Origin of the sequence: Curtobacterium sp. APC 4022 (assembly GCF_030407555.1) — a bacterium.
In the GTDB taxonomy this organism is placed as follows: domain Bacteria; phylum Actinomycetota; class Actinomycetes; order Actinomycetales; family Microbacteriaceae; genus Curtobacterium.
In genome coordinates this window covers 51,166-74,885 of record NZ_JASDDD010000003.1, presented here as the reverse complement: position 1 = coordinate 74,885, position 23,720 = coordinate 51,166, and the positions used below count along the sequence as shown (strand labels likewise).

29 protein-coding genes are annotated in these 23,720 nt (G+C 69.0%); 22 read left to right on the top strand and 7 right to left on the bottom strand.

The genetic code is table 11. The features are described from left to right. Positions 1 to 77: 77 nt before the first annotated feature. The 6 genes from QL987_RS01385 to eno all read left to right on the top strand — a co-directional run bounded on the left by QL987_RS01385 (position 78) and on the right by eno (position 4,184). Positions 78 to 584, top strand: coding sequence for a universal stress protein (locus tag QL987_RS01385; protein ID WP_060915497.1), 507 nt, complete (start codon positions 78 to 80; stop codon positions 582 to 584). Then, positions 569 to 1,324: a 2,3-diphosphoglycerate-dependent phosphoglycerate mutase gene (locus QL987_RS01380; RefSeq protein ID WP_290155907.1), complete on the top strand. Its 756-nt coding sequence runs from the start codon at positions 569 to 571 to the stop codon at positions 1,322 to 1,324. Before QL987_RS01385 ends, QL987_RS01380 begins: the two co-directional genes overlap by 16 nt. A gap of 89 nt (positions 1,325 to 1,413) precedes the next feature. Further along, positions 1,414 to 1,824 (top strand): CrcB family protein, encoded by a 411-nt coding sequence (locus QL987_RS01375; protein WP_055962328.1) that lies wholly within the window; start codon positions 1,414 to 1,416, stop codon positions 1,822 to 1,824. Next, on the top strand, positions 1,821 to 2,192 hold the full coding sequence (locus QL987_RS01370) for a CrcB family protein (RefSeq protein WP_055960823.1): 372 nt from the start codon (positions 1,821 to 1,823) through the stop codon (positions 2,190 to 2,192). Before QL987_RS01375 ends, QL987_RS01370 begins: the two co-directional genes overlap by 4 nt. Positions 2,193 to 2,218: 26 nt before the next feature. Next, complete coding sequence (locus tag QL987_RS01365) at positions 2,219 to 2,704, top strand: inorganic diphosphatase (RefSeq protein WP_055960822.1); 486 nt, start codon at positions 2,219 to 2,221, stop codon at positions 2,702 to 2,704. 145 nt (positions 2,705 to 2,849) lie between these two features. Further along, positions 2,850 to 4,184, top strand: a complete 1,335-nt coding sequence (gene eno, locus QL987_RS01360; RefSeq protein WP_083393829.1) for a phosphopyruvate hydratase — start codon at positions 2,850 to 2,852, stop codon at positions 4,182 to 4,184. Here the strand turns inward: eno and QL987_RS01355 are convergent. Continuing rightward, entirely contained in the window at positions 4,169 to 5,101 is a 933-nt protein-coding gene (locus QL987_RS01355) for a LysR family transcriptional regulator (RefSeq protein ID WP_208385475.1), read from the bottom strand. The genes eno and QL987_RS01355 overlap by 16 nt on opposite strands. Positions 5,102 to 5,266: 165 nt before the next feature. On the opposite strand from QL987_RS01355, the gene QL987_RS01350 reads away from it, so the two are divergent. From QL987_RS01350 to QL987_RS01330, 5 genes are all read left to right on the top strand, one after another. Continuing rightward, on the top strand, positions 5,267 to 6,331 hold the full coding sequence (locus tag QL987_RS01350; RefSeq protein ID WP_240614499.1) for a TDT family transporter: 1,065 nt from the start codon (positions 5,267 to 5,269) through the stop codon (positions 6,329 to 6,331). Positions 6,332 to 6,471: 140 nt separating this feature from the next. After that, the gene (locus QL987_RS01345) at positions 6,472 to 6,900 is read left to right on the top strand and encodes a uracil-DNA glycosylase (protein ID WP_253465504.1); all 429 of its coding nucleotides are present in this window, start codon (positions 6,472 to 6,474) and stop codon (positions 6,898 to 6,900) included. Between the two features lie 140 nt (positions 6,901 to 7,040). Beyond that, a complete protein-coding gene (locus QL987_RS01340) occupies positions 7,041 to 7,643 on the top strand; it encodes a recombinase family protein (protein ID WP_055960814.1) in 603 nt (200 codons plus the stop codon). 6 nt (positions 7,644 to 7,649) lie between these two features. Beyond that, on the top strand, positions 7,650 to 9,053 hold the full coding sequence (locus tag QL987_RS01335) for a Mu transposase C-terminal domain-containing protein (protein ID WP_071301383.1): 1,404 nt from the start codon (positions 7,650 to 7,652) through the stop codon (positions 9,051 to 9,053). Beyond that, positions 9,050 to 9,862, top strand: coding sequence for an AAA family ATPase (locus tag QL987_RS01330; RefSeq protein ID WP_055960810.1), 813 nt, complete (start codon positions 9,050 to 9,052; stop codon positions 9,860 to 9,862). The genes QL987_RS01335 and QL987_RS01330 overlap by 4 nt, the downstream gene beginning before the upstream one ends. A gap of 45 nt (positions 9,863 to 9,907) precedes the next feature. Here the strand turns inward: QL987_RS01330 and QL987_RS01325 are convergent, their stop codons facing one another. Then, a complete protein-coding gene (locus QL987_RS01325) occupies positions 9,908 to 10,177 on the bottom strand; it encodes a cytidine deaminase (RefSeq protein WP_290155906.1) in 270 nt (89 codons plus the stop codon). Positions 10,178 to 10,481: 304 nt separating this feature from the next. Here QL987_RS01325 and QL987_RS01320 point away from each other — a divergent pair, with 304 nt between their 5' ends. From QL987_RS01320 to QL987_RS01305, 5 genes are all read left to right on the top strand, one after another. Continuing rightward, on the top strand, positions 10,482 to 10,907 hold the full coding sequence (locus tag QL987_RS01320; protein WP_290155905.1) for a hypothetical protein: 426 nt from the start codon (positions 10,482 to 10,484) through the stop codon (positions 10,905 to 10,907). 290 nt (positions 10,908 to 11,197) lie between these two features. Next, complete coding sequence (locus QL987_RS16880; protein ID WP_356839140.1) at positions 11,198 to 11,566, top strand: SdpI family protein; 369 nt, start codon at positions 11,198 to 11,200, stop codon at positions 11,564 to 11,566. A 255-nt stretch (positions 11,567 to 11,821) separates the two neighbouring features. Beyond that, positions 11,822 to 12,253 carry a hypothetical protein gene (locus QL987_RS01315; RefSeq protein WP_290155904.1) on the top strand — a complete coding sequence of 144 codons (432 nt, stop codon included), beginning with the start codon at positions 11,822 to 11,824 and terminating at the stop codon, positions 12,251 to 12,253. A 121-nt stretch (positions 12,254 to 12,374) separates the two neighbouring features. Next, positions 12,375 to 12,590 carry a hypothetical protein gene (locus tag QL987_RS01310; RefSeq protein ID WP_290155903.1) on the top strand — a complete coding sequence of 72 codons (216 nt, stop codon included), beginning with the start codon at positions 12,375 to 12,377 and terminating at the stop codon, positions 12,588 to 12,590. A gap of 67 nt (positions 12,591 to 12,657) precedes the next feature. Beyond that, positions 12,658 to 13,128, top strand: coding sequence for a GNAT family N-acetyltransferase (locus QL987_RS01305; RefSeq protein WP_253465808.1), 471 nt, complete (start codon positions 12,658 to 12,660; stop codon positions 13,126 to 13,128). A gap of 130 nt (positions 13,129 to 13,258) precedes the next feature. On the opposite strand, the gene QL987_RS01300 is transcribed toward QL987_RS01305, so the two are convergent. Further along, positions 13,259 to 13,609, bottom strand: a complete 351-nt coding sequence (locus QL987_RS01300) for a VOC family protein (RefSeq protein WP_056071613.1) — start codon at positions 13,607 to 13,609, stop codon at positions 13,259 to 13,261. A gap of 105 nt (positions 13,610 to 13,714) precedes the next feature. Here QL987_RS01300 and QL987_RS01295 point away from each other — a divergent pair, with 105 nt between their 5' ends. Further along, positions 13,715 to 14,167, top strand: a complete 453-nt coding sequence (locus tag QL987_RS01295; protein WP_290155901.1) for an NUDIX domain-containing protein — start codon at positions 13,715 to 13,717, stop codon at positions 14,165 to 14,167. A gap of 28 nt (positions 14,168 to 14,195) precedes the next feature. Here the strand turns inward: QL987_RS01295 and QL987_RS01290 are convergent, their stop codons facing one another. Together QL987_RS01290 and QL987_RS01285 are read right to left on the bottom strand one after the other, a co-directional pair. Next, positions 14,196 to 14,534, bottom strand: a complete 339-nt coding sequence (locus QL987_RS01290) for a hypothetical protein (protein WP_290155900.1) — start codon at positions 14,532 to 14,534, stop codon at positions 14,196 to 14,198. 364 nt (positions 14,535 to 14,898) lie between these two features. Beyond that, positions 14,899 to 15,402, bottom strand: a complete 504-nt coding sequence (locus tag QL987_RS01285; protein WP_146248161.1) for a hypothetical protein — start codon at positions 15,400 to 15,402, stop codon at positions 14,899 to 14,901. Between the two features lie 633 nt (positions 15,403 to 16,035). On the opposite strand from QL987_RS01285, the gene QL987_RS01280 reads away from it, so the two are divergent. Both QL987_RS01280 and QL987_RS01275 read left to right on the top strand, forming a co-directional pair. After that, entirely contained in the window at positions 16,036 to 17,274 is a 1,239-nt protein-coding gene (locus QL987_RS01280) for an endo-1,4-beta-xylanase (protein ID WP_290155899.1), read from the top strand. Between the two features lie 156 nt (positions 17,275 to 17,430). After that, positions 17,431 to 18,438 (top strand): LacI family DNA-binding transcriptional regulator, encoded by a 1,008-nt coding sequence (locus tag QL987_RS01275; RefSeq protein ID WP_290155898.1) that lies wholly within the window; start codon positions 17,431 to 17,433, stop codon positions 18,436 to 18,438. Positions 18,439 to 18,676: 238 nt separating this feature from the next. Here QL987_RS01275 and QL987_RS01270 read toward each other — a convergent pair whose 3' ends face one another. Both QL987_RS01270 and QL987_RS01265 read right to left on the bottom strand, forming a co-directional pair. Then, entirely contained in the window at positions 18,677 to 19,411 is a 735-nt protein-coding gene (locus QL987_RS01270; protein ID WP_308118706.1) for an alpha/beta hydrolase, read from the bottom strand. After that, a complete protein-coding gene (locus tag QL987_RS01265) occupies positions 19,408 to 20,196 on the bottom strand; it encodes an alpha/beta fold hydrolase (protein ID WP_290155897.1) in 789 nt (262 codons plus the stop codon). The genes QL987_RS01270 and QL987_RS01265 overlap by 4 nt, the downstream gene beginning before the upstream one ends. A 148-nt stretch (positions 20,197 to 20,344) precedes the next feature. On the opposite strand from QL987_RS01265, the gene QL987_RS01260 reads away from it, so the two are divergent. The 3 genes from QL987_RS01260 to QL987_RS01250 all read left to right on the top strand — a co-directional run bounded on the left by QL987_RS01260 (position 20,345) and on the right by QL987_RS01250 (position 23,615). Continuing rightward, positions 20,345 to 20,815 (top strand): hypothetical protein, encoded by a 471-nt coding sequence (locus QL987_RS01260; protein WP_290155896.1) that lies wholly within the window; start codon positions 20,345 to 20,347, stop codon positions 20,813 to 20,815. Between the two features lie 115 nt (positions 20,816 to 20,930). Further along, on the top strand, positions 20,931 to 22,262 hold the full coding sequence (locus QL987_RS01255; protein WP_290155895.1) for an NAD(P)/FAD-dependent oxidoreductase: 1,332 nt from the start codon (positions 20,931 to 20,933) through the stop codon (positions 22,260 to 22,262). 150 nt (positions 22,263 to 22,412) lie between these two features. Next, positions 22,413 to 23,615: an acyltransferase gene (locus tag QL987_RS01250; protein ID WP_290155894.1), complete on the top strand. Its 1,203-nt coding sequence runs from the start codon at positions 22,413 to 22,415 to the stop codon at positions 23,613 to 23,615. The last annotated feature ends 105 nt before the right edge of the window (positions 23,616 to 23,720 follow it).

Here is a 23,720-nt window from a genome sequence, read left to right as displayed (position 1 = left end):
ACCCAACCTCGACAGTTGTCGACAACAGTCCCTATCTCAGCTGGTCGCGCTTCTGCGCGCCTGAGGTAGGGAGTGTCATGACAGCACCAATCGGTTCCGGACCGGTCGTCGTCGGCGTCCTGCCCGGCCTCGCTCCGGGGGTCATCGAGGTTGCGTCGTCTATCGCGCGGCGCTTCGGTACGACGCTGGTGTGCGTCAGCGTGGATGCATCGCTCTTCGATGCCGGTACGCGCTCGGACGGGTCGGTGATGGTGGAACCGATCGACCCTGACACCGCTGACACGACACCGCAGGGCTTGTCGGACAGTGACAAGGCGGCAGTACGTGCTGCCGCAACGACCTACGGCGTCGACGTCACGTTCGTCCCGGGTGTCGGGGATCCGAGCCGGGCACTGTCGCAGGTGGCCGAAGACCGCGACGCGGCGATGCTGGTCGTCGGGGCCAGGACGGGAGCGGGTCGAATCGCGGAGTTCTTCACGGGGTCGGTCGCGGTACGGCTGACCCATCAGCAGCACCGTTCAGTGCTCGTAGTGCCCGTTGATCCGGTCGGGTTCGATGCCCCACTGCCGTGGGACACCCCGTGACCGGCCAGCTTGTTCTGCTCCGCCACGGACAGAGCACTGCGAACGCTGCCGGTACCTTCACCGGCTTGCGAGACGTCGCGCTGACCGAACAGGGCAGCGCCGAAGCGAATCGGGCTGGGTTGCTACTTCTGCATGCCGGCATCCGACCGCACCTCGTGCTCACGTCGACGCTCGAGCGGGCGCTCCACACGGCGGAGCTCGTCACCGACGTCCTCGGACGTGATGCGCCGATCGAGTCGACGTGGCGGTTGAACGAGCGGAACTACGGCGCCCTCACCGGCATGTCCAAGCAGAATGCGCAAGCGGCGTTGGGGGCGGAGCAGTTCTTCGCTGTTCGTTGGACCCGCACGGGACGGCCACCACGCATGTCGATCCGCGCGTGGCTGGCGCTCCGGCGGACGCCGGCGCTTCGTGGACTGCCGTGGGCGGCACTTCGTCGAACCGAAACACTCTCCGACGTCATCCGCCGGGTCCAACCCGTCCTGTCGCACAGCATCACCCCGGCACTCCGCGACGGGCAGACAGTGCTCGTCGTCGCGCACGGCAACTCACTGCGGGCACTGTGTGCCTGCATGGACGGCCTAACTGACGGTGAGCTCGCGGACCTGAACCTCCCCACGGGCGAACCCCTGATCTACCGGTTCGACGGCGACGGTGGGTTCTGTCCGCGGGGTGGGGAGTACCTGCATCCGGCAGCACGAGCAGCAGCGGCAGCGGTCGCTGCGGAAGGTGGAACATGACCTCCCGAACGGACACGCACCTGCCCGATGGGCAGCTCCCGCCCGACCCAGACATCGACGCCAACGACCCGGAACGTATCGACCGGCCAGTGCATCTGCGGTGGCGGTACCTCGGTGTCGTCGCACTCGGCGGCGCCATCGGTACCGCCGCACGCGACGGACTCAGCACCGCGTTCCCCGCTCAGCAGGAGGTGTCCTGGGCGATCTTCTGGATCAACATCGCCGGCGCGCTCCTACTGGGTGTGCTGCTGGAACACCTCGCGCATCGCGGACCTGACGAGGGTCGCCGCCGGACACTGCGCCTGCTTCTGGGAACCGGTGTCCTCGGCGGGTTCACCACCTACAGCACCCTCGCGACCAGCACCGCGGTGTTGTTCCTCGCTGGCCGCGGGTTGGCCGGCACCGGGTACGCGCTCCTGACGGTCCTCGCCGGCGCGATCGCCACCGGTAGCGGCCTCGCGATCGCGGGTTTGGTCCGACCGAACGGGGCCACATCATGAGCGCCCTGGCCTTCCTCAGCGTCGCGGTCGCTGGCGGTGTCGGCGCGGCCGCACGGTTCTTCGTGGATGGTGCGATCAACCGGGGTCGGCAGTTCCGGCTCCCGGTCGGGACGCTGACGATCAACATCACCGGCTCGTTCCTGCTGGGCTTGATCACCGGCGCCGCCGGTCACCTCGGCGCCACCCCCGTCGCGGTGCTCGGAACAGGGCTCATGGGTGGCTACACCACGTTCAGCACCGCCAGCTTCGAGACCGTCCGCCTCGCACGCACTGGCCGCACCACCGCGGCTGCCGTGAACGGGCTCGGGATGCTCGTCGTCTCCGTCGCCGCAGCCGCCGGGGGCGTCACCCTCGGCACCCTCACTTGACCATCCGACTGGGAGACGAACAGCTCATGCACTTCGACATCACGATCGAGATCCCCCGCGGCAGCGGCAACAAGTACGAGGTCGACCACGCCACCGGACGGATCCGCCTGGACCGGGCGGTGTTCACCAGCATGGTGTTCCCGCAGGACTACGGCTCGATCGACGACACTCTCGGCGATGACGGCGACCCCCTCGACGCGCTCGTGCTGCTGCCCCGGCCCACGTTCCCCGGCGTCGTCATCGACGTCCGCCCGGTCGGGATGCTCCGCATGGTCGACGAGAACGGCGGCGATGACAAGATCCTCACCGTCCCCGCCGGAGACGTCCGCTTCGACCACGTCCAGGACATCTCCGACGTCGCCGAGCCGGTCCTGGCGGAGATCGAGCACTTCTTCGCCCACTACAAGGAGATCGAGCACGGCAAGCACGTCACCACCAACGGGTGGGCGAACCGTGTCGACGCCGAAGCCATCATCCGCGCCGCACAGGAACGGTTCACCCCGCACCCCTGACCGGCACCCGCGCACCCGACACCATCCAGTGCGCGCCCTGAACCGCCGTGGGGAGGCAACTGGCGCCCAGTGATCGCCAGGAGGTCGTCCCTCCGCCTCCCCGCGGCCCACACCCGCACGACCAACCCGAAAGGCGACAACCGCCGTGAACGACTACATCAGCAACGTCCACCACACCACCCACCATCAGGGCGAGTACGTGACCCACACCAGCCGCCCCGTCACCATCAGCAGCCTGCACGGCTCCCGGATCCTCGACTCCCGCGGCTACCCGACGATCCAGGTGCGTCTCGAGCTCGAGGACGGCACCGTCGTCACCGGTGACGCCCCCGCAGGCGCATCCACTGGCGCGCATGAGGCTGTCGAGCTTCGCGACGGCGGCAGCAGCTACGGCGGCCGCGACGTGAGCCAGGCACTGCACCTCATCACGACGGACGTCGCACCGATGATCACCGGCCAGTCGTGGACCTCGATCGGGCAGGCCGACGCCGCCCTCGCTGCCCTCGACGGCACCCCGAACCACCGCCGGCTCGGCGCGAACAGTGTCGTCGCGACCTCGATCGCGATGGCACGCGCTCTCGCCGCCGCAGCGGAGCTGCCGCTCTGGCGTTGGATCGCAGACGTCACCGGCAGCACGCCCCGCCTGCCCGTCCCGCACTTCAACGTGCTCAACGGCGGAGCGCACGCAGCGAACGCGCTCGACTTCCAGGAGTTCATGATCGCCCCGGTGAACGCCGAGACCATGACCGACGCGGTTCGGATCGGATCGGACGTCTACCACGCGCTGGCGGCACTGGTCCGGGAACGGTTCGGCAGTCTCGGTCTCGGGGACGAAGGCGGCTTCGCCCCGTCGATCGCCGCGCCCGAGGAGGCCCTCGACCTCCTCGTCGCCGCGATCAGTGCCGCCGGTTACGAGCCCGGCGTGGACACCGTCGCGATCGCACTCGACCCGGCGGCGAACGAGTTCGCGCTCGGTGACGGTAGCTACCGGGTCGTGGACCGCCGGCTCGACCGCGCAGGCATGGTCGACTACTACCGCGACCTCATCAGCCGGTATCCGATCCGGAGCATCGAAGACGGCTTCTCCGAAGATGACCACGGCGGCTGGAAGGCGATGTCGTTCGCGCTCGGCGACATGCTCCAGATCGTCGGCGATGATCTCTACGTCACCGATCCGCAGCGCATCCGCGACGGTGGGAAGGACGGGCTCTCGAACGCGGCGCTCATCAAGCCGAACCAGATCGGCACCGTCTCCCAGACCCTCGACGCGATCGGCGTCGCACGCTCGCTCGGGATGCGGAGCATGGTGTCGCACCGGTCCGGCGAGACCACCGACACGTTCATCGCGGACCTCGTCGTCGGCACCGGAACCGGACAGATCAAGTCCGGCGCACCCGCCCGCGGAGAACGCGTCGCCAAGTACAACCGGCTCACCGAGATCGCGGAGAACAATCCGGAGCTGCCCTACGGGCTGCGCTGACCCCGACCGGTCACCTCGTGGGCGACGCGCAGGAAAGCAGAACCAGCTGGCTGAGGCTCTCCCGACCAGATCGCCCGCAACGGCCGGGCAAGTGGCGGCCCAGCGAGCGGGACCCGCACCAGCGACCCGTCGTTGATGTCGGCGGCGACCGTGCGAAGGCTCATCACCGCCGGTGCAATTCCAGCCTGCGCGTTCGCCCGGATGATGCTCGTGGTCTCCAGCACCGCGGCCGGAACCGACATGCTCAAACCGGCCTCCCTGAGCCATGCGGCGAGGGTCGCGCGAGTTCCGGAACCTTCTTCCCGCAGGAGCAGAGCCGTCGCCGCCAGGACCTCCGCAGTGATCCCGGTCGACCGAGCCCAGGGATGTTCCGGCGCAACGACGACCGCGAGCTCATCGTCCGCGATCACCTGCGCGGACACACCTGCCGCCGTCACCGGGGTCTCCGTGAACCCGAGGTTCGCGCCACCCGACTGCACGAGGTCCGTCACCGCGGCGGAGTTGCCCGCGATCAGGCGCACCCGCACGTCGGGTTCGCGGCGGCGGAATTCGAGCAGCCAGCCCGGCAGCAGCAGCTCCGCGATCGTCTGTGACGCTGCGACGACGAGCGAACCCGTGGGAGTCCGCAGCGCAGCCACTCCTGCTTCGAGGTGGCGAGACGCGTCGAGGACCGGTCCGGCCAGCCCGACGACGAGCCTGCCGGTCTCGGTCAGCACCGACCCCGTGGTCGAGCGGTGCACCAACAAGTGACCGACCATGCGCTCGGCGACCCGGATCCGAGCAGACACTGCCTGTTGCGTGACGCCGAGCGCTCCAGCGGCAGCGGAGAGGGAGCCGGTCTCGGCGACGCGTGCGAGCACGTCGAGTGTGTCGAGGTCGAGGGTTCGGTCCGTGAGTCGCCGTAGTGCCACAATCATTGATTGTGCCCTGCCAAGAGGTTCCGGGTACCGCCAGAGGCAGGATTCGCGCAGGCTTGGCCCATGACAACGCTCCGCACGGACCCTGCACCCGCGAACGGTAGCCAGCTGCCCCAACGGCCGCAGACGGCGTTGTTCCGTGACCTGGAGCGGCCAGGCCTGATCGTGTCGAATCTCACACCGAACTGGTTCGCGTCGATCATGGGCACGGGGATCGTCGCTGTCGCAGCTGCGTCACTGCCGCTGCAGTTCCCCGGGCTGCGCCTCGCGGCGACGGTCGTGTGGGCGATCGCCGCGGTGCTCCTCGTCGCCCTCACGACCGCGACGGTGCTGCACTGGATCCGCTACCGGAGCACTGCAGCCGGGCACCAGCTCAACCCGGTGATCTCGCACTTCTACGGCGCACCACCGATGGCGTTCCTCACCGTCGGCGCCGGGACACTCCTGCTCGGCAAGGACTGGGTCGGCCTGCCCGCCGCCGTCACCATCGACTGGGTCCTGTGGACCATCGGCACCATCGGAGGACTGCTCACGGCAGTGCTCGTGCCGTACCTGGCGTTCACCCGCCACGAGAACAAGCCCGACTCCGCGTTCGGCGGCTGGCTGATGCCGATCGTCCCGCCGATGGTGTCCGCCTCCACCGGTGCGCTCCTGCTGCCGTACGCCCCCGCCGGGCAGGCGCGGGAGACGCTGCTGTGGTCCTGCTACGGCTTCTTCGGCCTCAGCCTCATCACGTCGCTGGTCGTGATCACGCTGATCTGGAACCGTCTCGCGCAGCACAAGGTCGGGGCCGCCGGCATGGTCCCGACTCTGTGGATCGTCCTCGGGCCGGTCGGACAGTCGATCACCGCGGTGAACCTCCTCGCATCGAACGCCCCCACCGTTGTCGATGCGAGTACCGCGCATGCCCTGCTGGTCGTGGCGCTGGTGTACGGGTTCGCGATGCTCGGCTTCGCGCTGCTGTGGACCGTCATCGCCCTCGCGATCACCATCCGCACTGCCCGCGAACACTTGCCGTTCAGCCTGACTTGGTGGTCCTTCACGTTCCCCGTCGGGACCTGCGTCACCGGCCTGAACGGGCTCGCCCTGCACTCAGGCCTGACCGTCGTTGCCGTCCTCGCCGTCATCTACTACGCCGGCCTCGTCGCCGCATGGATCACCGTTGCCCTTCGCACCTTTCACGGATCCGTCATCCGTGGCACCCTGCTGGCACCGCCACAGCCGGCATGAGTACCCCCGAGGAACTCGCTGACGTTCGATCGCTGAACGGTCTCGCGGAGACGTGGCGGACCGCGCCCGACGGCAGCCGACGGTTCGTCCCGAGCTTCGACCCACGATCCGGCGGCAGATTCAGCCGTGTCCTGGTCCTGATGCAGTCGCCTGGCCCCCAGACCATCGCCGCAGCGCACGCAGCGATCTGCAGCGAGGACAACCCGGGCCCGACCGCGGCGGCGTTCCGAGCAGCCCGTGTCGAGTCCGGACTCGCACGCGGCGAGTACGTCCGCTGGAACCTTGTCCCATGGGAACTGCCCGACCGCGTGCGACTCGAGGACATCGACGAGGGGCGGCATGCCCTCGCCACACTGCTCGCGGCCCTCCCCGCTCTCACTGCGATCGTCACGTACGGGGCCGTTGCCCTCGACGGCGTCATGCGACACTTCACCCTGGACGAGCACCCCCGACTCCTTCCGGTCATCGCAGCACCACATCCGTCTCCCGCCAACGGCCGCCACCGATCGGAACAACACCTCCGTTCCGTGCAAGCACTCCGGCTCGCCGCGCGAGCGCGGCAGACGTAACAAATACGAACGATTCCGCTACAACTATCCGTACCGGCGCTCAGTCCGGGTGCGAGGCGCCGTGTCTTGTAGCGGAACCCAGTCCCAGAATCTACGTGCCGCCACTACCCCTCCTGGTCGAGTTTCGCTACGTTCTCTTCATGGGTCACCTTCTCGGGTATGCGCGCGTGTCCACCACAGACCAGGACGCGTCGCTGCAGATCGACGCGCTCAACGCCGCTGGCTGCTACCGCGTGTTCGTCGACACCATGTCCGGGTCGCTCCAACACCGGCCCGAGCTCGACAAGCTCCTCGACCAGCTCCGCCCCGGCGACACTCTCGTCGTCTGGCGACTCGACCGGCTCGGCCGGTCCATCCGGCACCTCATCGATCAGCTGCACGCTCTCGCCGAGCGCGGCATCGGGTTCCGGTCCCTGCAGGAGACCATCGACACCACCTCGCCCGGCGGCCGGCTCGTGTTCCACGTCTTCGCCGCGTTGGCGGAGTTCGAACGGGACCTCATCAAGGAACGCACCAACGCCGGCCTCGCCGCCGCTCGAGCCCGCGGCCGCACCGGCGGCCGACCATCTCGGCTCTCCGCGGACCAGGTGCGCACCGCACGCCGGCTCTACGAACAGCAGGACATGACCGTCGCGCAGATCGGCGACGTGCTCGGCGTTAGCCGCACCACCATCTACCGTGCACTCGCGAAGCACGCCGAGCCCGTCGCGGCGCGACGAACCAAGCCTTCCCCAACGATGTAGCTGGCTATGGACGCGAGCGAGCGGTGGGGCATCCTTCGACTGCACGTCGAGGACGCCATCCCGCTCGCCACCCTGGCCCGCACCACGGGCGTCGCTGAGCGCACCCTGCAACGCTGGTTGGCCCGCTACCGAACCGGCGGATACCCGGCTCTCGCCGACGGCACCCGCACCGATCACGGCGCCCGACGGACGGCACCGGAACTGGTGCGCCTGATTGAGGGGCTCGCACTCACCAAGCCACGACCTTCGATCGCCACGATTCACCGCCAGGTCGACAATTACTGCACCAAACGAGGTCTCTCAGCGCCGTCGTACTCCGTTGTGCGGTCGATCGTGAACGGGCTTGATCCCGGGATGGTGACGCTCGCGCTTGAGGGGCCCGCGTCATATCGGGACAAGCACGAACTGCTGCTCCGACGTCGTGCGGATCGCCCCAACGCGATCTGGCAGGCGGACCACACGATGCTCGATCTGCTCATCGTCGGACCCGACGGCAAGCCCGAACGGCCGTGGTTGACGGTGATCCTCGACGACTACTCCCGCGCGGTCTGCGGGTACATGGTGTTCCTCGGCGCCCCATCCGCCGCGAACACCGCGCTCGCGCTCCGGCAAGCGATCTGGCACAAGCCGGAACCGGACTGGCCTGTCTGCGGGATCCCAGACGTGCTCTACACAGACCACGGGTCCGACTTCACCAGCCACCGAATCGGCGACACCGCCGCCGTGCTGCACCTCCGCATCATCCACTCGCAGGTCGCTCGCCCCCAGGGCCGCGGGAAGATCGAGCGGTTCTTCGGCACCATCAACACCGAGCTGCTCCCAACGCTCCCCGGCCACCTCGCACCCGGATCCTCGGCGCCGGCGCCGACGCCGGCGCTGGATCTCGCCGGTGTCGACAGTGCCATCAACACGTTCATCCGCCGCTACAACGCCCGCATCCACCGCGAGCTCCGGAAGAGCCCACTGGAAGCGTGGATCGCAGACGGGTGGCTGCCACGAATGCCGGACTCCCTCGAGCAGCTCGACGGGTTCCTGCTCACCGTCCCGACCACGCGTGTCGTGCAACGAGACGGCATCCACTTCGAAGGGCTCCGCTACACCGCAACCACTCTCGCACCCTTCGTGGGCAGCACCGTCAGCGTCCGGTACGACCCCCGCGACGTCACCGAGATCCGTGTCTTTCACCGCGACGCGTTCCTGTGCACCGCGATCAGTACCGCGCATCAGACCGAGACCATCAGTCTCAAGCAGATCCAGGCCGCCCGGAACGCGCAACGAAGAGCCCTGCGCGGGCAGATCCGCGAACGCATCGCGATCGTCCGCCCCACACCCGATGATCACACCCCACCAGCACCCGCACCGGCACCGGATCAACCGCGACTGATGACCTACGAGGAGGACCGGTCATGACGAGCCAGTTCATCATCACGAAGGAACACCGTCGGTTCGCGGAGTTCGCCGACGCCGTCCGGAAGCAGAACACCATCGGCGTCTGCTTCGGCCCCGCTGGCGTCGGCAAGACCCTCTCCGCACGCCGCTACGCCCACTGGGACAGCATCGGCCCGTTCATCGCCAGATGGGCCGCACGCAGCGAAGACGACACGAAGATCTACGCCGCCGCCCACCGAGCCCGCACCGTCTTCTACACGCCCGAGGTCTCCGCCACGATGCGCGCCCTGCAGGACGACCTCCGGCACGACATGCTCCGCACCGAACGCTGCATCGAGGAACACCTCCTGCTCCAGGGTCGCCACTTCGACCACGCACACGGCCCCAACCCGTCCCTGCTCGAGCTGATCATCATCGACGAGTCCGAACGCCTCACCGGCAACGCGATCGAGTGGCTCCGCGACCAGTACGACCGCACCGGCATAGCGATGATCCTCATCGGCATGCCCGGCATCGAGAAGCAGTTCAGCCACTACCCGCAGCTCTACAGCCGCCTCGGTTTCGCCCACCAGTACCGTCCGCTCGGCCACGACGAGCTGCTCTTCGTCCTCGAACGTCAATGGCGCAAGCTCGGCAAGACGCTCGACCCCGACGACTTCACCGACGCGCAAGCCATCGCCGCCGTCGAACGCATCACCCGCGGCAACTTCCGGCTCCTTGAGCGCCTCCTCCCTCAGATCCAACGCGTCCTGAAGATCAACGAGCTCGACGTCATCACCAACGACGTCGTCGAGGCCGCCCGCAGCACCCTCGTCATCGGCACCACCTGACCCGACACCGATCGCAGCGAAAACGACGACACAGAGCGAGGCTGCTCACACTCTCACGCTGACGAGGCCGTCAGGTCCGGGCAGGATGACGCGCACGTGCGGGTGGTAGTCAGCGAGGACTTGGCGGTCGCGGCCACACGGGCTCTTGACTCCCCGGCCGTGGTTGCCCACGGCGACCACGTGCGTCAGTTCGGTGGCACCGCCGGCGCGGGCTGCTCCGAGCGCCACGAGTTCGGCACAGGGTCCGCCCGTGAAGTGGTAGACGTTCACGCCGGTGAAGATCCGGCCGTCCGCGGCGCGAACAGCTGCACCCACGGTGTGCACACCGTCCTCATTCGGGCCCGCATCAGTGACGGCATCGATGGTCGAGCGAGCTGCCTCGACAAGCGCGTGGTCCTCGTCTGTGAGGAAGGCGGCGGAGGGCGGAAGGGCGGAAGGGCACCGAACATGCTTCGACCTTAGGGCGCGGGGGCGTTTCGGAAGGGGATCCGCTATCGGTACACGGGTGATATGAGCGAGGGGCAGTGGCCTGGTCGGGCGGTGCCTTGCGTCGACGCCACGGCTTGACTGTTGCTCGACTGTGACCAAGCGAGCGGCGCGAGTAGGCGATGCTCGTCCCATGAAGAAGACTCTCAGCGTTGCCGCCACGGGAATCGTGCTGGCTGCGCTACCGCTTCTCTCAGCGTGCGCTGGGTCTGCCGGAGACCCCATTGCGTCGGCTCGTGAACTCGCAGACGCACCTGGATGGGTGAGCACGCCGACTGGCACCAATTGCGGCAGCGCGGAGCTCGGACAGAAGCGAACGCTTCCCAAGAAGAACCTGAAGTGCCTCATGGATGCGAGCAGAGCAGGCGACGTAGGCATGCTCACATGGATCCAGCGAACGACCGAGGGTGATCCGGTCCCCTCCTTCGTCATGACGGCGGGCTCGGGCGCCACGGTCGCTTCGACCGCTGCATACGACACCTACGGCCAGGGAGGTTGGACAGAGTACGAGTGCACCGATATCGCGGCGCTCCCCAACTGCTCGGATGGGTCTAAGTAAGCAGCAACTGTTCCGACGGGTCTGAGCACGTCCGAACTGCTGTCCAGTGATCGATCCCCTACCGGGTAGAGCGACGCAGGTCCGGTCGCGTTCGTCGAGCCCCGTCTACCGGACGCTGCTTCCGAGTCATATTCCGACGAGCCGACCACTGCCGGCGATCCCCGCGCGGCGTCGGTCAGCGTCAGCCCGGCCCGTAGCTGCCGGTGGCAGGGTCCGGTTCGTCCGTCGGGCTCGCGGATGGGAATGACCGCCGCTGCGTGGTTCGCTAGGTTCAACCGAGGGAGGCGGAGATGACTAGTCCAGGGTGGTTGGGGGCGGCCGGCTGCGCTCTGCTTGTTCTCCTCGTTGACGCGGCGATCTGGGGTGTTGTGTCGATCGCGACGAATGGAATGGGTCGGAATCACGCGGCTGGCATTCGATTGCCGTCGCTGATGCACAGCGACGAGGCCTGGCGAGCCGGCCATGTTGCCGCGCGGAGAGTCATGCGGCCGTTCTTGATCGCGGCGGCAATCGTCGTTGTCGTGTCAATCCCAGCGCAACTGGCGCCAGCGCTCTACGTCGTGCTGCTCGGGCTTTCCCTCGCCTGCACGCTGGCCGCTCTCGGTGCAGGTGCGCTGTCCGCGTCCCGGGCTGCTCGCCGAATCGCTCGGGACGGCTGATGACCTGGGCGTCCTCGGCACCCGTGGCGCGCGCTCAGCGACCTCGTTACGTGACGCGGGGCATCAACCTAGAACGATCGGCACGCGAGAGCGCGGTCGCTCCGGACTCGGCGTGATCCATCAGGCCGTCGATGGTCGATCACTTCCCGGGCGGTCGAGACCGCATATGGATCCTCTACCGGGCAGCGCTGCTCGCTTGGATCACCAGGATGGCCCTTCGTGGCAAGCTTGCGGCCAGGTTGAGGAGGGATCGCGATGGATGAAGCTGTCTTGTACGACCTTTGCAGTCGCGCTCGACTCGTTCAGGTCCGGCTCGTCTCGACCGAAGCAGGGCTCCTGGGCCTTACCGACTTCATCGGTCGCGCTGCTCGCTGCTCGCTGCTCGCTGCTCGCTGCTCGCTGCTCGCTGCTCGCTGCTCGGAGCACTACTCGCACGCGCGTCTGCTGCAGCTGATCCAGGCTGCGCCGCCGCCAGTCGGCTTCCGATACGGCTTCCGTCGGCTGGAAACCGTCAGTGTGAGTCGGACCGTACCCCCGGACACTTTCACCGACGACGAACGTCGTGAGTACGAGGCTGCGCAGAGCGCGCTCCTCAAGAGCGTCGGACGCGACGCTGGGGAACCAGCCCCCGGAGTGGTAGGAGTCGCACGGAACGTACTCGAGCAGTTCATCCTCCGCTGGTTCTGAGGAAGACATTTGGTCGGACGCCATCTCGTTTGACGATCGGTCAACGGACTCGTCGACGCGTGAAGCCGCACGAGTTAGCCGATGCCGTCTTTCCTGTCGACGCCGGAACTAGGCTCGCGTCGTGAGCGATGTTGATGAGCCTGCCGACCTCGCATCAAAAACATGGACGACGAGGTATCGGATCGCGATGGGGATCGGAACCGGCTTCTTGACCGCGCTGTGCTTCTGGCTGCTGTTCACCGGTGACGCGACCGAGACGTGGATCGGTGGGGTCGGGTTGGCCGCCCTCGTCGCCTGGGTGTTCGTGTTTCGAACGCTCTACCGCCGCGGCTACTGACCCATCCTCGTCGGCGGCACATGGCTGTCCCGCTGGCCGATCGTGCTCCGGTCGCTAGCGTGAACGCATGACGGTCACGCTGATCACCTTGTCGTCCGATGACTGGAGAGTCTGGCGCTCCCTGAGGCTTGCGGCGCTGGCCGAAGCCCCGGAGGCTTTCGGCTCTCGGTTGGCTGATTGGGTCGATGCTGATGAGGGCCGTTGGCGCGAGCGCCTCTCTATCCCAGGGGCGATGGACCTCGTAGCCCTCGACTCGGGAACGGGCAGTCCGATCGGCATGGTGACCGGAACGCCGTCAGCACGGCCCGGTGCTGGCGCAGAACTCATCTCCCTGTGGGTGGACCCCGCAGCTCGGGGAAGAGGAGTGGCGGCCTTGCTCATCGATGCCGTGGCAACTTGGGCAGCAGCCGCTGGGGCACAGCGCCTCGAGTTGTCGGTCATGGCCCAGAACGAGTCCGCCCGGCGCACCTACGAGAGGAACGGATTCGCCGTCGCGGCCGGTTCGGGAGATGAGCTCACGATGACACGAGCTCTCTGACGTCGGCAGTCGGCCGGCACGCCCGCTCTCTGTCCGATAGGGGATCGCCAACCGGTCAGTCGCTCCCCTGATCAGGGCCACATGGTCGACTCCAGAGGAACCATGCAACCGAACTCCACCAGGGCAGACGCTAACTGTTCTCTTCCCACAGCTCGAGCGGCAGTCCCTCTGGATCGTGCACACGGACGAAGCGCCCGTACTCTGTCTCCCACTCGGCGCGGCGCTCGACCGCGATGCCGTCCGCTTCGAGACGGCGGATCAGTTCGTCGAGTGCCGTCACCCTGATGTTGAGCATGAAGGGCTGGTCGGCGGCGAAGTAGTCGCTGTCAGCAGGGAACGGTGCGAAGACCGTCACACCGGCTGCTTGGCGCCAGAAGGTGTCCGCGCCGGCGTCGATGCCGAGGTGCTTCCGGTACCACGCGGCGCGGGCTTCCGGATCTCGACTCCGGAAGAAGAGCCCGCCGATGCCCGTCGCAGTCATGTCGAGCACGGTATCGGTGTCAAAGCCCGAGCGCCAGAGAACTCACGCCATCGAGCGTCCGATGATCGATCCCTCTGCGGGAACGGCGCACGGTAGCTTCGGAGCATGCCGGCCTCTCAGTACGTTCGATTGCTGCGCGAGCGGATTGGGAGCAGCTACCTACTCCTTCCGGGCGTGACCGCGGTCATCCGAGACGACGATCGGTTCCTCCTGGCGCGGCAGCGCGACTCCGGACGATGGAGCCTGATAGGGGGCGGCATCGAGCCCAGCGAGGACCCCCGCGTGGCTCTGCTGCGGGAAGTGCGAGAAGAACTCGGTGTGGGCAGCGACGTCATCCGGATCATCGGGGCTTACGGCGGCGCCGCCCTCGAGAACGTCTACCCCAACGGTGACCAAGTTGGGTACGTGACCGTGGCGTACCTCTGCTCACTGCATACGTCGCCGTTCCTCCTCGACGAGGACGAAGTGCTCGAAACCCGGTGGGCGACTCTCGCCGAGCTCACCGAACTCGATCATCACGAGTGGATCGACCAGGTGCTGATCGACGCCACCCGGTAGTGGATCCCTCACCGGGCGTCTGGTCGTCTCAGAGCCCTGGTATCGGCTGTGGGCGGGGGTTGAGGAGGTCGCCGTCCCAGCTCAGGTCGTCATCTTCGTGCACCTCGAAGGCCTCGAAGTGTTTGTCCGCGAGGATGCTGTCGACGAGTGTGCGTGAGCCGGCGACGATCGTTGAGTCCCAGTCTTCCTCGGAAGCGACGACCCAGGTGTGATCTTCAGACCAGATCAGCGACGTGTACGGCCCTTCCTGGCCGTGGCGGCTGCATTCCCATCCGGGGACGGTGCGCTGCGCCCACCTCGAGTCCGCAAGCTCGTCGAGGCTTGAGCTGAACAACCACATGTCCCGACCGGGCCAGGGCATCTGCATGCGTGCCTCGTCTGCTCGTTGTTGCTGATGCGGAACCACTGCACCAGGGGATGCATCACCCGGCCGTTGCGGCGCGCAACCTCAGCCCACCGCCAACGCGTGTGCTCAACCTCGACGGGATTGCCCCACTCGTCGAGCGTGCTCGGGTCAGTACGGTTCGCATCCACCGGGTGCAGCAGCCGCGCGTACGCCTCGAAGCCCGTGCCAGCGACACCGCCGACAGTCGCCCATCGACCGGCGCGCTTCACCAGCCAATTACCTCGCAGGCCTTCGGTCAGCAGGAGCACCACATCAGCATCCCACGGCGAACGCCTTTACCCATGAGCAGCAGTCTCAGAAGACCATCGGCTAGCGGACGCTGCTTTCAGCTTGATCCCGAAAGCGGGTCGGCATAGGCCGCGGCGTACCAGCTCACGCTCGAGTCCCCGGAGGTCGGCCCGATGGTGATCCAAGCGCTCGATGTCGCGACGTACAGGTCTTCGTCGTGACCACATTGGATCGAGCGTGATGCAAGCCGCTTCCCGTTCTCGGCACCGCTGACCAAGCGCTTGCTCCATACGGCCATCGACACCGTTCCGTGCCCTTGACACGCAAAGGACACACGAACGTGCGCGGGTGTCCCGCCGTCCGCGACGCCGAGAGAGAGCCGACTCGATGAATCGTTCGTGCCGGCACCACTGCCGAGTTCGCCGGGCTGTTCGGCCCATCGGTCCTGGACGCTCTCCATCCAAGCAGAGGAGGCCTTCTCGTCGCCGACAGCGTTCACGTGGCTGGAACAGGCTGCAAGCGACATCGCGGTCACGAGCGTCAGCCCGACGAGCCCGATTAGCCGACGGTGGCCTTGGGGGTCGGCAGGTGAAGTGATCATGCTGGACAGAGTCTCGTGCACATGGCTCCGTCCTGCACCCTCCCGTTCTGGCGTCATCGGTGTCAGGGGTTGACGGGAGCCGCTGGAAATGGGGTAGCACCGGCCAACCTTGAAGCGTCCGCCAGCCGATCGGTCTCGCCGCCCCGCGAGGAGGGGCGGGAAACGGTCGTCCCGACGCGTCTCGCAAGCCGGTCCCCCACCGGCACACGGCTGACGCCGACAACCATGACAACTAGCCCGCATCCTCCCTGACCTGGGGATTCCCGTATGACTGTCCCGCGAATACGCCCGGTGAAGGGGCGTCGAATGCAACACCGTCCACGGAGCCGGAGACGGGTGCGGTGCTCCTCCTCTGGGACGTCAGCGCGGGCCTCAGATCGCCGCGTGCATCCCGATCGAACACGACCCTGAGCCCGGCGACCACCCCGACAACAAGCAAGCGCGCACGGCAGCCTGCTCCTGACCGCCGGCAGACGTCCACTGACTGAGGCAGCACCGATGAACGCGCTCCGGCAACGAGCTGTGTGCGAGGGAGACGGGTGATCCGCGCGGCGACAGCCTCAAAAGGACACGCTCGCTTCCACCACCCCGACCTGATAAGTTCCCGCTCACAACAAATGCGGGAGGCCGTCGATGGAGACGCAGCACGACACAGCACACCGGAGCGGCGAGCTCATCGTCACCGTGACCGACGCCGACGGCACACCCCGGGCAGGCACCGAGGTCGTCGTGGAACAGCGGCGCCACGAGTTCGGGTTCGGCAACATCGGGTTCGACTTCATCGGCCTCGCGAACGGCGAGCACGACCCCGACGACGTCGGCACCCCCGAGCTCGCCGACCTCTGGCTCGACGTCTTCAACACCGCCACCCTGCCGTTCTACTGGGGCCGCTTCGAACCCGAGCGCGGCCGCCCCGACACGGAGCGGCTGCAGCGGACGGCCGCGTGGTTCCGTGACCGCGGCGTCGCGACGAAGGGCCACCCGCTGGTCTGGCACACCGTGCAGCCGGACTGGTTGCTCGGGCTGGACACCGACGAGGTCGAGCGCCTGCAGCGGGACCGGATCCGCCGCGAGGTGCGGGACTTCACCGGCCTCGTGGACACCTGGGACGCGATCAACGAGGTCGTGATCATGCCGCACTTCGCGAACGGCGACAACGGGATCACACCCCTCGCCCTGGCCCGAGGCCGCCTGGCGATGATCCGGATGGCGGTCGACGAGGCCCGTGTCACGAACCCGTCCGTCACGCTGCTGCTCAACGACTTCGACCTGTCGGACGCGTACGAGTGCCTGATCGAAGGCGTCCTGGAAGCCGGGATCGGCATCGACGCCATCGGCCTGCAGACCCACATGCACCAGGGCTACTGGGGCGAGGACACCATGCTCGCGATGGTGGACCGCTTCGCCCGGTACGGCCGGCCGCTGCACCTGACCGAGACCTCGCTGGTGTCCGGCGACCTGATGCCCGCACACATCGTCGACCTCAACGACCACCAGGTGGACTCCTGGCCCTCGACGCCCGAGGGCGAGGCACGCCAGGCCGACGAGCTGGAACGGCACTACCGCAGCCTGGTCGGAAACCCCGCGGTCGAGGCGATCACCTACTGGGGCATCACCGACCGAGGCGCCTGGCTGAACGCGCCGATCGGCTTGGTGCGGGCGGACGGCACGCCGAAGCCGTCCTACGACGCTCTCCGTCGCCTGGTGAAGGACGAGTGGTGGACGGGGCCGACGACCGTCCGCACGGACGACTCCGGGCGCGCACGGCTGCGCGGGTTCCGGGGCGAGTACACGGTGCGCGCCGGCAGCGCGGAGTCCACGGTCACGATCGGGCGGGACGCGCCGACGGCGGTCCGGCTGACCGCGGACTGACGGCTGACGACGGACTGCCGGCGCGGGATGCCGACGGGACCGCCGTCGGACGGGAGGCGCGGGACCGGTCGGGACGCGCCTCCCGTCCGTCACGGACCCGGCTCCCCCGCGCGGCGACCCGCCGAGCGGCTGCCGCCACCGCGCTACGGTGCTCTCATGCGCGCCACCGTGCGGGACGTGGCCGCCCTCGCGAGGGTGTCCCCGAAGACCGTCTCCAACGTCGTCAACGGCGGTGTCGTCGTGCGCCCGGAGACCCGCGCCCGCGTCGAGGCGGCGGTCGTCGAACTCGGGTACGTGCCGAACCTGTCCGCCCGGGGGCTGCGGAACGGCCGGACCGGCGCGATCGCGGTGACGTTGCCGGAGCTCGCGAGCGCGTACTCGGCGGACCTCGCCCGCTGGTTCGTGGTCCTCGCGCACGACCGCGGCCTGGTCGTGCAGCTCGAACAGACCGCGACCGACCCGGAGCGGGAGCGTGACCTGGTTTCGCGGGCGCGGGCGCACCTGGTCGACGGGCTGGTCCTCAACCCGGTGTCGCTCGATGCCAGCACCCTCGCGAACACCGCCGGGCTGCCGCCGACCGTCGTGATCGGCGAGGTCGAACCGGAGCACGTCGACCAGGTGCACGTCGACAGCCGGGCGGCGGCGCGCGAGGTCACGACGATGCTGCTCGACCGCGGGCACCGACGGATCGCGATCGTCGGTGCCGAGCGGGACGACGCGGTCACCGCCACCGCACGTCTGCGGCAGCTCGGCCACGAGGACGCGCTCGCCGCACAGCTGGTCGCCGTCGACCCTGCTCTGCGGGTCCCGCTGCCGGAGTGGACGACCTCGGCCGCAGCGAGGACGTTCGGCGAGTGGCTCGACCGGAACCCGCTGCCCGACGCGGTGTTCGCGTTCACCGACTCGATCGCGTTCGGCGTGCTGCACGTCCTGGCCAGCCGGGGCGTCCGCGTGCCGGAGCAGGTGAGCGTCGTCGGGTTCGACGACGTCGACCAAGCGGCGTTCGCGGTGCCCGCGTTGACGACGGTGTCGTTCGACCGGCGGGACTTCGCGGCGGCGGCCCTCGACCTGCTCGAGCGGCGCATCGAGGACCGGGAGGCGCCGGTCCGGACCGTCGTCGTACCGCACCGGATCGTCGAGCGCGCGAGCGTCGCGGGGCGCTGACCCGCGGGCGGGGCGACCCCGGCCCGTCCTCAGCCCCGAGGTCGCATGAACTGCTGCCTCCGGGTACCCGCGACGGCAGAACGCGCGACCTCAGCTCTGAGCGGCCGGCATGTCGTGCGACCACGGCAGGAGCATCGCCGTCGTGCGCGAAGGGACGGCGCCGGCCGACCCGGCGACCCCGACGCCGCAGGCCGCGCCGACAGCGACCGGCGCCCCCGGTGAACGACCACCGACGCCGTCAGTCCCCGTCCGCCGCCCGCAAGACGGCAGCCGCCGTGCGCCGGTCGCCGAGGATCCGGAAGTGCCCGCCGAGGTCGAGCCGCACGTTCTCGGCGCCCGTCAGTTCGCTGCCGCCCGGGATCAGGGTGTCGAACACCGCGTACACCGAGGTGATCCGGGCGTTCGCGTCGAGCTCCCGAGCAAGGCCCGCCAGCACCGGGTCGGCGGCACGGAACACCCGGAGGTGCCGCACGGGTGCCAGGACGGCGTACTTCGAGCCGGCGAACGGCGTCGACACCGCCACCATCCGGTCGATGCGGCCGTGCGGGTCCAGCCGGGTCATCGCGTACTTGCCGATGAGGCCGCCCTTGCTGTGTGCCAGGACGAGCGCTCCGTGCAGGTCGTGCTCGTCGAGGTACGCCATCACTTCCTCTGCCGACAGCGGCACCGGCTTGACGTTGTGCCGGAGCACGGTGAGCACGTGCACCGGGTGGCCGCGGTCGTGCAGCACGTCCATCAGAGGGCGCATGAAGTGCCAGGTCTCGTACACGCCCGGGATCACGACGACGGGCTGGCGGTCGCCGGTCCGGTAGTCGTCGGCGGTGGTCGGTCCCAGGCTGCGGACCTGCCAGACGACGGCGTAGACCCAGTCCAGCAGCGCCCACCGTGCGCGTCGCACGAGTCCGACCCGGACGGGAGGCACGGCTCCCGTCGTCCGCGTCTCCCCGCCCCCGCCGGTGGTCGCGTCGGTCACTGCGGTACCTCGTCGCGACTGGCCTCGAGGGTCTGCACCCGGCGGAACTCCTCGATGAGCCGGGCGACGGCGACCGGCTGGCGCTCCTGCACGTGGTGGCCGCCCGGCAGTTCGACGAGTGCCCCGCGGGAGGCGGCGCCGACGACCCGCTGCCCCCAGTCGTGCTTCGCGATCGGGTCCTGTTCGCCGCGGAGGACGAGCACCGGCACGGTGAGGGCCCGGACGCGGTCGAGCATCCGGTAGTCGCGCATCGGTCGGAGCTCGCGGAGGTACTGGGCGGCGCTCCGGAGGTAGTCGGTGAGGACGACGGCGTTCATCCGGACGCCCTCGAACGTGCAGTCGACGGCGAGCGCGGTGGCGAGCCGGACCAGCGAGCGTCGGTGGTCGTCGACGACGGGGCCGATGAGCACGACGGAGGACACGACGTCGGTGTGCCGGAGGCCCGCTTCGACGGCGACCTGGGTGCCCATCGACTGGCCGACGACGACGAGGTCCCCGGCACCCCGCTCGGTGACCGCGCGGACGACGAGGTCGGCGTACTCGTGCTCCTCGAAGCGACGCCCGGAGGACGGCACCCCGCCGAAGCCGGGCAGGTCGACGGCGACGGTGCGGTGACTGCGCGAGAGCGCGGCCTGCAGTCGGCGGAACGAGCGGTGCGACATGCCGATGCCGTGCACCAGGACGACGGTGGGGGCGAACGCGTCGTGGAGGCGTCCCGCGGGCGCCACCGTCCGGAGTCGGACGCGGTGACCGTCGACCCGGACCGTCTCCACCAGCGCACGCATCACCCGAGACTATGCCGGGGCCCGATCGCCACCTGGGAGAGCAGCGCAGCGACGCGCAGCGACGCGCAGCGACGCGCAGTCCGTGATCCGCAGCGCGGGGACAGCCGGGTCTTCGACTCTTGCAAGGTCCGCGGGGTGCACTACGGCCATGACCGACACGACCCCTCCGGAACGACGACCCGACGAACGGCACGGCGAACGCCCTGACGCCTGGGCCGCTGCTCCGGCGGCAGCGCCGACCGCCACCCTCTCGCCGCCCCCACCGTCCTGGTACGGCACGCCGACCCCTGCCCCGGCCCCTGCCACTGGCCCGGGCTCCGCACCCGCGGGCCGGAGCACCCCGCACCCGCCGTGGTTCTGGCCGGTCATCGCGGCGGCGATCGGCCTGGGCGCCCTGCTGGTCGGCGGTGGCGTCGGCTTCGCGGTCGGGCACGCGGTCGCGAGCCACGGCGTCTCCTCGTTCACCGGCCCGGGTGGTGGCCAGTACGGCCCGCGCGGGCAGTCCGGGAGCGGGCAGTCCGGAACCGGCGGGAACGGGACCGACGGGAGCGGCAGCACGAGCAACGGCAGCACGCAGGAGCTGCCGGGCGGCGCCACCGTCAGCCCCCAGGGGAGCTGAGCCGACCGGGGTGCGGGACGCTGCCGGCGGACCCGACCCGCGCCTCCCGGCTGGATGCAGACCGGAGGTCGGCAGAGGTGGACCGCGTGGACGCCTGACCGGCGTACCCTTCTGGGTGGCCCAGACCGCACGAAACCCGGAGCTCACCATGCCGCAGGACACCCGCCCGCACGTCGTCATCGTCGGCGGTGGATTCGCCGGCATCGCCGCCATGCGTGAGCTGAAGGACGCTCCGGTACGGGTCACCCTCGTCGACCGCCACGTCTACAACATGTTCCAGCCGCTCATGTACCAGGTGGCGACCGGCGGCCTGAACGCCGGCGACGTGACGTACTTCCTCCGCAGCCTGCGCGCCCGCCAGTCGAACGCGGACTTCCGCCACGGCCTGCTCACCGGCATCCGGCACGACGAGCGGATCGCCGAGATGTCCGACGGCGAACACCTGCACTACGACTACCTGATCCTCGCCAACGGCGTGAACACCAGCTACTTCGGCACGCCCGGTGCGTACGAGTACGCGTACTCGATGTACTCCCGGTCGCAGGCGCTCCGCATCCGCGACGAACTCTTCACGCGCCTGGAGCAGGCCGCGGCGAAGCAGGGCCCGGACGAGATCCGCGTCGTCATCGTCGGCGGCGGTGCGACCGGCGTCGAGATGGCCGGCGCGCTCGCCGAACTCCGTGACCAGGCGCTGGTTGGCGCGTACCCGGAGATCGAACGCGGCAACATCTCGATCACGCTCGTGCACCGCAGCGGCGAGCTCCTCAAGCCGTTCGCTCCGCGCCTGCGCCGGTACGCGGCGAAGATCCTGCGGAAGCGCGGCGTCGTGCTGCGCCTCAACGCCGGGGTCGAAGAGGTCATGCCCGACGGTGTCCGGATCGCCGGCGGCGAGGTCATCCCGGCCTCCCAGGTGATCTGGGCGACCGGCGTCTCGGCACACAAGGAGGTCGGCAACTGGGGTCTGCCGCAGACCCACGGCGGTCGCATCCAGGTGAACGACGACCTCAGCGTCAAGGGCGTCGAGCGCGTGTTCTCGGCCGGTGACATCGCCGCGCAGGACAGCGCGCTGGCGCAGCTCGCACAGCCGGCACTGCAGGGCGGCAAGCACGCGGCCGAGCAGATCAAGCGGCTCCTGGCCGGCAAGCCGACCGAGCGGTTCAAGTACTTCGACAAGGGCACGATGGCGACGATCGGCACGAACGCCGCGGTCGCCCAGCTCCGTGGCGGGATCACCATGGTCGGGCCGGTCGCGTGGGCGGCGTGGGTGTTCGTCCACATCACCAGCCTGCTCGGCAACGGCAACCGGATGTCGACGCTGACCCACTTCTTCGTCCGCTACGTGTGGTTCATGCGGAAGCGCTCGATCCCGATCGTCGGCGACGTGCGCCCGGTCCGTCCGAACGGCGACCGCGAGCCGGAGCCCTGGCAGCTGCAGAAGGCGGAGTAGCCGCCACCGCACGACAGCCGTCACCACGTGACGGATGGGAGGCTCCCCACCGGTCCGGTGGGGAGCCTCCCGTCCGTCGTGTGGTCCATCGTTCAGCCGGGACCGGACAGCACTGAGCCGGTTCATGGACTGCCGGAGCACACTGGCCGGATGACCCGGACCGCAGCCCCGGCGCCATCCCCGACGACCGTCCACCGGACGGGGACCGCAGCCGCCAGCGCACAGTCGACCGCGCCCGCACCCCTCGCCTCCCGCGCCCTGGCCCTCGACGGCCTGCGCACCGTCGCGATCGTCATGGTGATCCTGTACCACCTGCACGTCCCGCAGTTCGAGGGCGGGTGGATCGGCGTCACCGTGTTCTTCGTGCTCTCCGGCTACCTCATCACCACGCTGCTGCTCCGCGAACGCCGGAAGACCGGCACCGTGCGACTCGGCACGTTCTGGTGGAAGCGCCTGCTGCGGCTCTACCCGGCGCTGGTCGCCCTCGTCGTCGCCGGACTGCTGCTCTGGAACTGGGTCGGCGACTACAAGGGCGCCTCGTTCTCCGCGGGCGAGGCCGCGTTCATCGCCCTCACCTACACGGGCAACCTCTACCGGTCGTTCTGGGACACCACGCAGGGCGTGTTCGCGCACACGTGGAGCCTGTCGATGGAGGAGCAGTTCTACCTGGTCTGGCCGCCGGTGCTCGTGGTCCTGCTCGCTCTCGGACGCCGTCGTCGCGCACTCGTCATCGGGCTGTCCGCGGTGATCGTCGCCGCCTCCGCCGCGACCTGGTTGAGCTACCGCGCCCCCTCCGGTGGGTCCACGCCGGACGTGTACTTCTCCCCCGTGCTCGGTGTCGTGCCGCTCGCCACCGGGTGCCTGCTCGCCCTGCTGCTCGACGACGACCGGTTCCGGGCCTTCGCCGCGGGGCTCGCCGGGCACGTCGGCACCTGGGTCGGTGCGGCGGTGGTGCTCGGGGTGCAGTTCTGGATCGGCGACGACTGGACCGAGCACGCGTGGACCTTCGGCCTGCTCATGCCGGTGACCGGGCTCTTCGCCGCGGTGCTGATCGGCGGACTCGTCTCGGTGCGGACTCCGGTGTCCCGGGCGCTGTCCTGGAGCCCGATCGCCTGGTTCGGCCGCCGGGTGTCGTACTCCGCGTACCTCTGGCACCCGCTCGTCATCGCGCTGCTCGGCACGTTCGCGATCGGCTGGTTCGGCAACGTCTGGCTCTTCGCCGCCGCTGTCGTGGTGTCGATCGGGGCGACCTACGCGGTCGAGCTGCCGGTCGAGAAGCTCCGCGCCCGCGCCCGGGAGGCCCGCCGACTGGTCGCCGAGGACCGCGCCGCCCGGAGCGCCTCCACGAGCTGACGGCCCCGGTCAGCGGCGGCGGCTGGCCTGCCGCCGGCTGTTGTGGTGTCTGGTGGTGTGGTGTCGGGTGGTGTCATGCCTGGCGTGACCGCCCGCGGGACCGGG

Bases quoted from the DNA above. Each gene is read 5' to 3' on its own strand.
- QL987_RS01385 (WP_060915497.1), top strand. From the start codon at position 78: ATGACAGCACCAATCGGTTCCGGACCGGTCGTCGTCGGCGTCCTGCCC.
- QL987_RS01370 (WP_055960823.1), top strand. From the start codon at position 1,821: ATGAGCGCCCTGGCCTTCCTCAGCGTCGCGGTCGCTGGCGGTGTCGGC.
- QL987_RS01365 (WP_055960822.1), top strand. From the start codon at position 2,219: ATGCACTTCGACATCACGATCGAGATCCCCCGCGGCAGCGGCAACAAG.
- QL987_RS01355 (WP_208385475.1), bottom strand. From the start codon at position 5,101: ATGATTGTGGCACTACGGCGACTCACGGACCGAACCCTCGACCTCGAC.
- QL987_RS01345 (WP_253465504.1), top strand. From the start codon at position 6,472: ATGCAGTCGCCTGGCCCCCAGACCATCGCCGCAGCGCACGCAGCGATC.
- QL987_RS01340 (WP_055960814.1), top strand. From the start codon at position 7,041: ATGGGTCACCTTCTCGGGTATGCGCGCGTGTCCACCACAGACCAGGAC.
- QL987_RS01335 (WP_071301383.1), top strand. From the start codon at position 7,650: ATGGACGCGAGCGAGCGGTGGGGCATCCTTCGACTGCACGTCGAGGAC.
- QL987_RS01330 (WP_055960810.1), top strand. From the start codon at position 9,050: ATGACGAGCCAGTTCATCATCACGAAGGAACACCGTCGGTTCGCGGAG.
- QL987_RS01320 (WP_290155905.1), top strand. From the start codon at position 10,482: ATGAAGAAGACTCTCAGCGTTGCCGCCACGGGAATCGTGCTGGCTGCG.
- QL987_RS16880 (WP_356839140.1), top strand. From the start codon at position 11,198: ATGACTAGTCCAGGGTGGTTGGGGGCGGCCGGCTGCGCTCTGCTTGTT.
- QL987_RS01315 (WP_290155904.1), top strand. From the start codon at position 11,822: ATGGATGAAGCTGTCTTGTACGACCTTTGCAGTCGCGCTCGACTCGTT.
- QL987_RS01305 (WP_253465808.1), top strand. From the start codon at position 12,658: ATGACGGTCACGCTGATCACCTTGTCGTCCGATGACTGGAGAGTCTGG.
- QL987_RS01300 (WP_056071613.1), bottom strand. From the start codon at position 13,609: ATGACTGCGACGGGCATCGGCGGGCTCTTCTTCCGGAGTCGAGATCCG.
- QL987_RS01295 (WP_290155901.1), top strand. From the start codon at position 13,715: ATGCCGGCCTCTCAGTACGTTCGATTGCTGCGCGAGCGGATTGGGAGC.
- QL987_RS01290 (WP_290155900.1), bottom strand. From the start codon at position 14,534: ATGCAGATGCCCTGGCCCGGTCGGGACATGTGGTTGTTCAGCTCAAGC.
- QL987_RS01285 (WP_146248161.1), bottom strand. From the start codon at position 15,402: ATGATCACTTCACCTGCCGACCCCCAAGGCCACCGTCGGCTAATCGGG.
- QL987_RS01280 (WP_290155899.1), top strand. From the start codon at position 16,036: ATGGAGACGCAGCACGACACAGCACACCGGAGCGGCGAGCTCATCGTC.
- QL987_RS01275 (WP_290155898.1), top strand. From the start codon at position 17,431: ATGCGCGCCACCGTGCGGGACGTGGCCGCCCTCGCGAGGGTGTCCCCG.
- QL987_RS01265 (WP_290155897.1), bottom strand. From the start codon at position 20,196: ATGCGTGCGCTGGTGGAGACGGTCCGGGTCGACGGTCACCGCGTCCGA.
- QL987_RS01260 (WP_290155896.1), top strand. From the start codon at position 20,345: ATGACCGACACGACCCCTCCGGAACGACGACCCGACGAACGGCACGGC.
- QL987_RS01250 (WP_290155894.1), top strand. From the start codon at position 22,413: ATGACCCGGACCGCAGCCCCGGCGCCATCCCCGACGACCGTCCACCGG.